Source organism: Bradyrhizobium sp. LeoA1Lang, from assembly GCF_055413685.1.
The window spans coordinates 1-255 of sequence record NZ_JBVAPG010000604.1 but is presented as its reverse complement, the minus strand read 5'-3'; the positions used below and the strand labels follow the sequence as shown (position 1 = coordinate 255).

General features: G+C 59.2%; 1 pseudogene. It reads left to right on the top strand.

Features of this window, described 5'->3' with window-relative positions:
• A pseudogene (locus ACZYOF_RS44675) lies at positions 1 to 255 on the top strand (helix-turn-helix domain-containing protein); the annotation flags it as partial.

Below are 255 nucleotides of genomic sequence, written 5' to 3'. Positions count from 1 at the left end.
CACGTGCGGCAACCTCCGGCGAGGTAAAGGATCTGCGTCGTGAGACGGCCGCGTTGAAGGAAGTTGTGGCCGACCTCACCCTTGAGAACCGGCTGCTCAAAAAAAGCATGAACGGGGATGGGGAGGACGAGGCATGAGATACCCTGCGTCCGAGAAGGCCGAGATCATCCAGTTGGTCGAGCAGTCGCATCTGCCGGCCAAGCGCACGCTGGACAAGCTCGGGATCCCACGCGCCACGTTTTATAGATGGTATAA